The sequence below is a fragment of the Paenibacillus sp. A3 genome, from assembly GCF_001399685.1.
Lineage (GTDB): Bacteria > Bacillota > Bacilli > Paenibacillales > NBRC-103111 > Paenibacillus_G.
Window position 1 is genome coordinate 26,070 of the sequence record NZ_JTHN01000114.1, and the last position, 9,124, is coordinate 35,193.

At 59.8% G+C, this 9,124-nt stretch carries 7 protein-coding genes; all 7 read left to right on the top strand.

Annotation, left to right across the window (positions count from 1 at the left end; all coding sequences use genetic code 11):
- Window positions 1-274: 274 nt before the first annotated feature.
- Complete coding sequence (locus QJ48_RS17970) at window positions 275-1,396, top strand: ABC transporter ATP-binding protein (RefSeq protein WP_054974930.1); 1,122 nt, start codon at window positions 275-277, stop codon at window positions 1,394-1,396.
- A 26-nt stretch (window positions 1,397-1,422) separates the two neighbouring features.
- The gene (locus tag QJ48_RS17975) at window positions 1,423-4,383 is read left to right on the top strand and encodes an extracellular solute-binding protein (RefSeq protein ID WP_054974931.1); all 2,961 of its coding nucleotides are present in this window, start codon (window positions 1,423-1,425) and stop codon (window positions 4,381-4,383) included.
- On the top strand, window positions 4,380-5,381 hold the full coding sequence (locus QJ48_RS17980; RefSeq protein WP_237762962.1) for a carbohydrate ABC transporter permease: 1,002 nt from the start codon (window positions 4,380-4,382) through the stop codon (window positions 5,379-5,381). Before QJ48_RS17975 ends, QJ48_RS17980 begins: the two co-directional genes overlap by 4 nt.
- Before the next feature lie 3 nt (window positions 5,382-5,384).
- Window positions 5,385-6,263, top strand: coding sequence for a carbohydrate ABC transporter permease (locus QJ48_RS17985; protein ID WP_054974932.1), 879 nt, complete (start codon window positions 5,385-5,387; stop codon window positions 6,261-6,263).
- Between the two features lie 37 nt (window positions 6,264-6,300).
- Window positions 6,301-7,758: a hypothetical protein gene (locus tag QJ48_RS17990; protein ID WP_082420566.1), complete on the top strand. Its 1,458-nt coding sequence runs from the start codon at window positions 6,301-6,303 to the stop codon at window positions 7,756-7,758.
- Complete coding sequence (locus QJ48_RS17995; RefSeq protein ID WP_054974934.1) at window positions 7,755-8,495, top strand: Yip1 family protein; 741 nt, start codon at window positions 7,755-7,757, stop codon at window positions 8,493-8,495. Before QJ48_RS17990 ends, QJ48_RS17995 begins: the two co-directional genes overlap by 4 nt.
- Window positions 8,488-9,124: DUF5696 domain-containing protein (locus QJ48_RS18000; RefSeq protein WP_157261674.1), on the top strand; the 637-nt coding region annotated here is incomplete at its 3' end. The genes QJ48_RS17995 and QJ48_RS18000, both read left to right, overlap by 8 nt.

Consider the following 9,124-nt stretch of genomic DNA (forward strand, 5'->3'; position numbering starts at 1 on the left):
ACGGTTCCGGACAGGCGGAATCGTTTGTTTCCGTTTCAGAAGGGAAGAGACGGCGGGCGTCCTTGTGTGCAACGAAGCTCCGGATTTGCGCGAAATGAAAGGGAGTGCAAAAGAAGCGGAATATTGTGTAAACGGAAATGCAAAAAGTACGGCAGATCGGCTAAAGCTTTTCTCCGCTCCGACCTGTATCATGTAGGTATAATGCATATGAAAACGCTATCAATTCGATTTCTACGCTTAGAGCGCGAATCCGACAAAAGGAGCTGGAATCCGTATGGCAGGGGTATCGCTGCGGCATTTGTTCAAAAGCTACGGCAAAAACAGTTCGTTCGTCGTCAAGGACGTCAGCCTGGATATCGAGGACGGCGAATTTATGGTGTTCGTCGGACCGTCCGGCTGCGGCAAATCGACGACGCTGCGCATGGTGGCGGGTCTGGAGCGGGTCACCCAAGGGGAGATTTACATCGGCGGCGAGCTTGTGAACCATGTCCCCCCGAAGAAGAGGGACATTGCGATGGTGTTTCAAAATTACGCGCTGTATCCGAATATGAGCGTGTTCGAGAACATGGCGTTCGGGCTCCGGCTCCGCAAGACGGAGAAGCATCTCATCGACACGTCGGTGAGGCAAAACGCCAGAACGCTGGAGATCGAGCACCTGCTCGGGCGCAAGCCCCGGGAGCTTTCCGGAGGCCAGCGCCAGCGGGTCGCCTTGGGGCGGGCGATCGTCCGTCACCCGAAGGTGTTTCTGATGGACGAACCGCTGTCGAACCTGGATGCCCGCCTGCGCGTGCAGATGCGGACGGAAATTATCGAGCTGCACCGCCGCCTGGAGACGACGATGATCTATGTCACCCACGACCAGACGGAAGCGATGACGATGGGAACGCGCATCTGCATTATGAAGGACGGCGTCATCCAGCAGGTCGGGGCGCCGGAGGAAGTGTACATGAGACCGGCCAACATGTTCGTCGCGAGCTTCATCGGCTCGCCCCCGATCAACTTCCTCGAAGGACGGCTGCGGCTGGGCAAGGAAGGGGGGCTCGTGTTCGATACGCCGCGATTTGCGCTGCCCCTGTCGCCGGAGAAGAGCAAGGCGCTGCTGGAGCAAAGCTATGTGGACAAAGCGGTCGTCCTTGGCATTCGCGCCGAATACGTGCACCGAGCGGAGGACGTGCCGGGACTCGGCCTGCCGACGGAATCGCCGATCCGAGGCGACGTATATTTCAGCGAGCTGGTCGGAGCCGACCGGTTCATCCATGTCAAGGTCGGCGAAGACAAAATCGTCATGCGGGCGGCCGCCTACGAGCGCGTTGCGGACGGGACGAAGCTGGAGCTGGCGCTGAACCCGAAGTTTACGCTCTTCTTCAACCGCGATACGCAGCAGGTCATCGCATAAACGGCTAAAAGTGGAGAGGATTGCCGATGGGAACGAAGACTGTAACCGCAACAAAGCTTGCGCTTGCCGGATTGCTGCTCTCGCTGCCGGCCGCCGGCCCGTTCGCAAGCGGAACCGCGAAGGGCGAGCGGTCCGGCCCGCTCGTTCTGCCGCCGGTCCGGAAGCTGCCCGAGGCGTATGCGTCGCTTTACTCGCAAACGCTTCTTGCCTGGCATGAGCAGGGCTGGAAGGATGCTCCCTCCGATGCGGACCGCCTGCCGGGCAGCCGGTACAAGAGCGCATCCCCGGACGTCACGGTGCGTGCCGATGCCTTGCAGGGAAAGAGCGGCGTCGTGCAGGTGCCGCAGCCGAAAGCCTGGGTCGAGTACGAAATCGACGCGCCGCAGGACGGCCTGTACCAGCTCGAATTGACCGTATTGCCCGGCGAAGCCTCGTCCGGCCCGGTACAGATCGGGGTGAAGGTCGATGGTGGTTTTCCTTATTTCGAAGCGAAAAATATTCAGATCCCGCGCAAATGGAAAGATTCGGTCTATCCGCCGAAGCTCAACGAGCACGGCGATCAAATCCGGCCGTCGCAGCAGGAATTACCCGAATGGGGCGTGCGCTTGCTGACGGACGCCAAATTTACGAGCCCCGACCCGCTTCGCTTCCGGCTCGCCAAGGGCCGGCATACGATCCGGCTGGAGTCGGTGCTCGAGCCGTTCGCCTTGGCGGAAATCGCCGTGAAGGCTCCCCGCCCGCTACCGGCATACGAACAGGCCGCGGACGGCTGGAAAGGTCTGCCGAACGGCGCGGAGCCCGGCTGGCTGCTCACCGTCGAAGCGGAGCAGATGAGCGCCAAATCGGACCCTTCCGTGCAAGTTCAGGCGAGCAACGACAATCTGGCGAGCCCGGCTTCCGACGGCAGGCAAATCTACAACACGATGGGCGGGGCCCGCTGGAGTAGAGGCGGCCAATCGGCGGAGTGGACCTTCGACGTTCCGAAAGACGGACTGTACTATATTCATTTCGAATATTTGCAGAACTTCACGAAGGACGTCATCAGCTTCCGGGAAATCCGCATCGACGGCCAGGTGCCGTTCCGCGAGCTGCAATCGTATCCGTTCCCGTATTCGCGGAAATGGAACGTGGGGGCGCTGCAGGACGACAAGGGCGAGCCGTTCGCGTTTTATTTTCGCCAAGGGACGCACCGGATCGGGCTGACCGCCGCTCCGTCGCCGACGACGCCTGTCCGCGAGTCGCTCCAGTCGATTGCGGACGGTTATCAGGAGATCAACCGTCAGGTGGCGATGGTCACCGGGATCAAAAACCGCAACATGGTCGATCAGAACCGCGATTGGAACTTGGCGGAGACGATGCCGGATGTGGCAAGCAAGCTTCGCGCGCTGGCCGATCGGCTGCAGGAGCAGGTCGACCGACTGCAAGGGCTGTACGGCAATTCGCTGCAGGGCGCAGAGGGACTGCGCTCGGTCATTTTCGATCTGCGGAACATGGCGGAAAACCCCGATTTGCTGTCCAAGCGTCCGCCGGAGATGCACGCCCAAAACCTGGAGAAAATCACGTCGTTTATCGACAGTCTCGGGCGTCAGCCGCTGACGCTCGACCGGATCTTTATTTCCTCGTCTCCCGAGCGGCCGGTCGAGCCACCGGGGACGCTGACCGTCGTCGGTGACCTGGTTGGCAACTTCTTCCGCACGTTTTCGCCGAACTACCATTATTACGGCAGACGCGATCCGGACGGAATCGACGTATGGGTCAACCGGGGCCGCGATTATGTGGCGCTGATGCAGCAGCTTGCGGACGAATCGTTTACGGCGAAAACGGGGATCAAGGTCAACGTCAACCTGATGCCGAATCCCGGTCAGCTCATCTTGAGCAATTCCGCCGGCCGGGAGCCGGATGTCGCTCTCGGCATCGCCGAAGGAACTCCGGCCGATTTCGCGATGCGGAACTCGCTGGTCAACCTGAGCGAATTTCCCGATTTTGCGGGAGTGTCCGAACAGTTCCAGCCGGGAACGCTTATTCCGTTCACCTACGACGGAAGCGTGTACGCGCTCCCTGAGACGGTGGCGCTGAACGTGCTTTTTTACCGTACGGACATTTTGAAAAGCATCGGGCTGAAGCCGCCGGACACGTGGGACGACTTGTACGGGATGCTGCCGACGCTCCAGCAGAAAGGATACAATTTCTATTTTGCGAAGCTGAACTATGTGCCGATTTTCCTGCAAAACGGAGCTTCCTTCTATACGGAAGACGGACTGAATTCGGGGCTCAATTCGCGCGAGGCGTTCAACGCGTTCAAGCAGTGGACGGAGCTGTTTACCGTATACGGGCTGCCGACCGAGGTGCCGAGCTTTTACATGCACTTCCGCAGCGGCGACATGCCGGTCGGCATCGCCGACTACAACACGTATATGCAGCTGCTTGTCGCCGCGCCCGAGCTGGCCGGGTCATGGGAAATTGCCCCGATTCCGGGAGTGAAACGGGAGGACGGCACCGTCGTCCGCTGGTCCGGCGGCAACCTGTCCTCCGGGATGATCTTCCGCTCATCCGAACGCCGGCAGGACGCCTGGGAGTTTCTGAAATGGTGGACGTCGACCGAGACGCAGTCGCGGTTCGGCAGCGAGATCGAGCTGCTGAACGGCGTCGAATTCCGCTGGAATACGGCGAATGTCGAAGCGTTCAAGAAGCTGCCGTGGCCGGAGAAAGAGAGCAAGGCGATTCTGGACCAATGGAAATGGTACAAAGAAATGCCGAACGTGCCCGGCGGCTACTTTACACCTCGCGAGCTGAACTTCGCCTGGACGCGCACCGTGCTGCAAAATCAAAACTACCGGGAAATGCTCGAAAAGGCGGTATTCCAAATCGATAGCGAGCTGAAGCGCAAGCAGCGGGAATTTGGATTCGTCGACAAGCAAGGCAGCATCGTGCGCAAGCTGAAAGTGCCTGACATCAAGCAGCCATCGGAAGGAGCGGGCAAGCCATGACGAATCCGTCTCGCCATACCGGGGCCGCCATGGCCCCTGCTTCCAGCGCCGTCCGCAAAAAGCCGAATGCCGCCGTCTCGCTGCGGGAGCGGGTCCGGGCGGCTGCGGCCGATATGAAGCGGACGTGGGTTTCCTACTTGTTCGTATCGCCGTTCTTCCTGCTGTTCCTGCTGTTCATCGCGCTGCCGACGGCCGCGGCAATTGCGCTTTCGTTCACAAGCTTCAACGCCATCCAGCGGCCTGCCTTCATCGGTTTGTTCAATTACCAGGCGCTGCTGACGCAGGACCTTGTCTTCTGGCAGTATGCGCTGCCGAATACGTTTCTGTTCGCGGTCATCGTCGGCCCGATAGGGTATGCGTTGTCGTTCGCCCTCGCCTGGCTGATCGCCCAGCTGCCGCACAACATCCGGGCGTTCTACACGCTGGCTATGTACGCGCCCTCGATGACGGCCGGCATCGCCATGTCCGTCGTCTGGCTCATTATGTTCAGCGGCGACCGGCTTGGGTATTTGAACAGCTTCCTGCTCAACATCGGGTATATCAACGAGCCGCAGCTCTGGACGACTTCGCCGCTATATATCATGAAAATCATGATCGCCGTCTCGCTTTGGTCGAGCATGGGCGTCGGCTTTCTGGCGATGCTGGCCGGCATCCAGAATGTGGACCGGCAGCTGTACGAAGCCGGCCGGATCGACGGCATCCGTTCCCGGCTGCAGGAGATTTGGTACATCACGATCCCGTCGATGAAGCCGCAGATGCTGTTCGGCGCCGTCATGTCCGTCGTCGGCACGCTGAAGGCGGGAGCGATCAGCGTCGAGCTGACCGGCTCCAACCCGTCGCCCAACTATGCGGGGCATCTGATGATCAACCATATCGACGACTTCGGCTTTATCCGCTACGAGATGGGCTACGCCTCGGCGGTGTCGGTCGTGCTGCTCGTCATTATTTATTTGTCCAGCAAGCTGTGTTGGAAGCTGTTCGGCTCGAAGGGGGAATGACCGATGGCGAATCTGCGGTTCCGAAAAAAGAGCAGGCTGAACCGGACCACGCCTTTCCAATGGGCACTGACCGTCATGCTGACGCTGCTGGCGGCGTTCATGCTGTTGCCAATGGTGTATTTGTTCAATCATGCGTTGAAACCTTACCACGAGCTGTTTCTGTATCCGCCGACATTTTTGGCGCGTCAGCCGACGTTCGAGAACTTCTACGATCTGCTTGTCGTGACGAAGACGGCGGTCGTACCGGTCAGCCGCTACCTGTTCAACGGGAGTATCGTTGCGATCGCCACCATCGTACTGGGAACGCTGATCAGCGCCCTGTGCGCCTATGCGCTGTCCAAGCATCGATTTATTGGTAAGAAGTGGATGTTCTCCGTCATTATCGTTTCGCTGATGTTCGCCCCGGAGACGGTGCAAATTCCGCGTTATTACGTGATCAGCAAGCTTGGCTTGATCAATACGTATTGGGCGCACATTTTGCCGGTGATCGCGCTGCCCGTCATCGTCTTTCTGTTCAAGCAGTTCATCGACCTGCTGCCCGACGAATTGCTGGAAGCGGCCCGGCTGGAGGGAGCGAACGAATTCACCCTGTTCGGCCGGATCATATTGCCGCTGTGTATGCCGGCGGTGGCGACCGCGGGCATTCTCATCTTCCAGTCGACCTGGGGGAACATGGAGACGTCCACGCTGTACGTCGAGGACGAGACGATGAAGACGCTGCCGTTCTTTGTCAGCACGTTGACCAGCGGACTTGCGAACAGCGTGGCGCGTCAAGGGGTAGCGGCTGCGGCGGGGCTGCTCATGTTCCTTCCGAGCTTCGTCCTGTTCCTGTTGCTCCAACGGAAAGTCATTTCGACAATGGCGCATTCGGGGTTGAAATGACTGGCTGCGACGTCCGGACGAGGAAAGGGGGAGAGGGATGGCGATGAGAAGGCGGGGGATGCGCTGCTTGACTGCGCTGCTTCTGCTCGCCGCGTTAGGCTTATGGAGCGGCGGGATCGCGAGCGCCGATGTGCCGTACGGCACGTTCATTTACGATTTGGAGGGCCAAGAAATTCCGGTTCAACCGGCTTATGTGCCGGATACGTTCATGCACGGCGGACTGAAAAATCCGGAGGATTTGTACATTGACGCGAACGATCATTTGTTCGTCGCCGATACCGGCAACAACCGGATCGTCCATTTGGACGAACGGGGCCGGACGGTGCGCATCATTCAGCCTGACGGGGATGGGAAGCTGAACGAGCCGAACGGCGTGTTCGTGCGTCCCGACGGCATGATCTATGTGGCCGATACGAAGAACGAGCGCATCGCGGTCTTCGATGCCGAAGGACGGTATATCCGCGCGATCCGTCGGCCGCAATCGGCGGTATTGCCGCCGAACTTCGTCTACCAGCCGACGAAGCTGGCCGTCGACGCACGGGGGTACATGTACGTGGCGACGCGAAACGGCTATCAAGGGCTGCTGCTGCTCGATCCGGAGGGCGCTTTCGAAGGGTTTTTCGGCGCCAATAAAGTCGACTTTGGTTTGTCGGATGCGTTAAAACGGCTGTTTTTCACGAAGGAGCAGCTGCAGAAGGAACTGCTCAAGCTGCCGGGCTCCGTATCGAACGTGTCGATTGGGACGAACGGCTTGCTGTATACGACCTCGATGCAGGTGACGAAAGGCCAGGTCAAAAAGCTTAATTACGACGGCAAGGATCTGCTCGGCGAAAAAGACTACGGTGTCACGAAGCTGCTCGCCGGGCAGCAAAAGCAGTTCACCGACGTCGCCGTCGATTCGCTCGGAAACATCACCGCGGTCGATGCGCAGTTCGGCATGTTGTTCCAATACAATTCGAACGGTGAATTGATGTTTGCCTTCGGCTCCAAGGACGAAGGGTTTCGGAAGCTCGGCCTGTTTCAATACCCGTCGGCGCTGGCGATCGACTCGACCGGCAAGCTGTTCGTGCTCGATCGGACGGCGAACGTGATCCAAACGTTCAAGCGGACCGAGTTCGGCGCGCTCGTCCAGCAGGCGACCGATCTTTTTATCCAGGGCCATTACGAAGAGAGCGCAGGCCCGTGGCGCGAAGTGCTGCACAGGAACAGCAAATATTTCCGCGCGCATCTCGGCTTGGCGAAAGCGTACTACAAGAACGGCGATTACGCGCAGGCGATGCGGGAATTCCGGGCGGGCGGCGATCTTAACGGCTACTCCGACGCTTTCTGGCAAGTACGGCTGCTGTGGATGCAGAAGCATTTCGCGCAGTTGGCTCTCGGCGGCGCCGTGCTGCTGATTGCGGCTGCGCTGGGGCGGAGGCTGAAGAACAAGCTCGGGAACCGGCAGCGCAAGCTGTGGCTTGCGCCGCGAAGCATCGAGGGGGAGGAACGATGACCGCGTTACATGTGTCGCCCGATGACAAGCGCCCCGTCTCAGGGTCTACGGCTTCCGGCCGTTCCGGGTCCGCCAAGGCGCTGCGCTTGTCGCCGTACTTGGTGCAGCTGGCGAAGGACGTGAGGTTTCAATGGAAGCAGGCGCTGCGGGTGCTGAAGCATCCGTTCGACGCGTTCGGGGAGCTGCGATACCGCAGCGAAGGCAGCTTCCCAGCGGCGGTGCTGCTGCTGATCGCCGCCTTCGCGAAACTGCTGCTCAGCAAGCTGGCGACGTCGTATTTGTTCAATCCGTCGGGCGTCGAGAACGTCAGTCCGCTGACGCTGCTGCTGCAATTCGTCGTGCCGTGGCTGACGTGGGTCGCCGCCAACTATTGGATCGGTTCGATCATGAAAGGGCAGGGCCGATGGACGGAAGTGTTCGTCGGCAGTACGTATGCGCTTATGCCGTTCCTGCTCCTTTCGCTGCCGCTCGCGATGCTGTCCAACGTGCTGACGCTGAACGAAAAGGTCGTATACGATTTCGGCAACGGGGTGATGATCGGCTGGACGCTGCTGCTTTTTTTCATCATGGTCAAAGAAATTCACAATTACGATATCGGCGAGACCGCCGTCAACGTCGTGCTGTCGGTGCTGTTCATGTTCGCGATCTGGATTCTGCTGTTCATTCTCGCGGGCTTGACGTTCCAGCTTTACGATTTCGTCGCGCAGATCGTGAAGGAGGTGGCCTACCGTGTTTAGACGTATCGTAACGGGCCTGCTCCTGCTGGCGGCGGTGGCCGGAGCCGCGTATGCGCTCGGCTTCGCAGGGCCGCTCGTCGGCAAGCCGGAGCTGCGGCAGGCGGGTTCGCCGCCTCCGATTAACCCGGCCTCGATTCAGCGGATCGCCTACAACCCGGACAGCTACCGGCGAATGGCCGAGGACGGCCGGCTGGAGCTGCTCGTGAACGACGCCGGACATATCCGGGTCCGGGACAAACAAGGCGATTTTGTCTGGCGAAGCGATCCGGACACGAGGCTGGAGCCGGATTTGAAGGGGCTGTGGAAAAGCAACGCCGATTCCCCGTTCATGCTCGACTACGTCGATGCCGCGAAGCAAAGCACGGGCGTGCTGATCAACACCGCGAACGGGAGCGACGCCAAAATGAAAACGACGATCGCCCCGGTCGAGGGTGGAGCGGAACTGACGTTCGACCTGCAGACGCTCGGCATCCGCTTCAAGACGGTCGTCCGGTTGAAGAACGGGTACCTGGAAGTGAGCGTGCCGAGCGACCAAATCGTCGAAAGCGCAGGCAAGCAGGTCGTCTCGGTCTGGCCGTTCCCGTTCTTCGGCGCGGTCCAGAAGCAGGCGCTGCAGCGGGACGGTTACA

Excerpts from the sequence above, each read along its gene's own strand:
- QJ48_RS17985 (WP_054974932.1), top strand. The coding sequence starts at position 5,385 with ATGGCGAATCTGCGGTTCCGAAAAAAGAGCAGGCTGAACCGGACCACG.
- QJ48_RS17980 (WP_237762962.1), top strand. The coding sequence starts at position 4,380 with ATGACGAATCCGTCTCGCCATACCGGGGCCGCCATGGCCCCTGCTTCC.
- QJ48_RS17975 (WP_054974931.1), top strand. The coding sequence starts at position 1,423 with ATGGGAACGAAGACTGTAACCGCAACAAAGCTTGCGCTTGCCGGATTG.
- QJ48_RS17995 (WP_054974934.1), top strand. The coding sequence starts at position 7,755 with ATGACCGCGTTACATGTGTCGCCCGATGACAAGCGCCCCGTCTCAGGG.
- QJ48_RS17990 (WP_082420566.1), top strand. The coding sequence starts at position 6,301 with ATGGCGATGAGAAGGCGGGGGATGCGCTGCTTGACTGCGCTGCTTCTG.
- QJ48_RS17970 (WP_054974930.1), top strand. The coding sequence starts at position 275 with ATGGCAGGGGTATCGCTGCGGCATTTGTTCAAAAGCTACGGCAAAAAC.